The sequence below is a fragment of the Bradyrhizobium sp. Unk1 genome, from assembly GCF_059512345.1.
This window is the reverse complement of the sequence record NZ_JCAMOP010000275.1, coordinates 1-272: the sequence shown is the minus strand read 5'-3', so window position 1 is coordinate 272 and position 272 is coordinate 1. Positions and strand designations below refer to the sequence as shown.

Sequence of the window (272 nt, the reverse complement as noted above, 5' to 3'; positions counted from 1 at the left end):
CATTCGTGCTGGATGATCAACCGCTCATTGGAGACGCTGAGCCTGCGCATGGAAAAGGCCGATGCGAATGCGCGCCTCGTGGCGGACTTCCTGCGCGACCACCCCAAGGTCGCCAGGGTTCGCTATCTCGGTCATCACGAGCAGGACTCAGCCCAGGGCCGCGTGTTCGCGCGGCAATGCCTGGGCGCGGGATCGACCTTCTCGTTCGACATCGTCGGCGGCAAGGAGGCGGCGGTGAAATTCCTCAACGCGCTGCAAATCCTCAAGCTGGC

At 63.6% G+C, this 272-nt stretch carries 1 protein-coding gene; it reads left to right on the top strand.

All coding sequences use genetic code 11. From position 1 onward, the window contains the following. The coding region (locus AC5ZFO_RS48470; RefSeq protein WP_496124329.1) for a PLP-dependent transferase at positions 1 to 272 on the top strand (272 nt) is incomplete at both ends.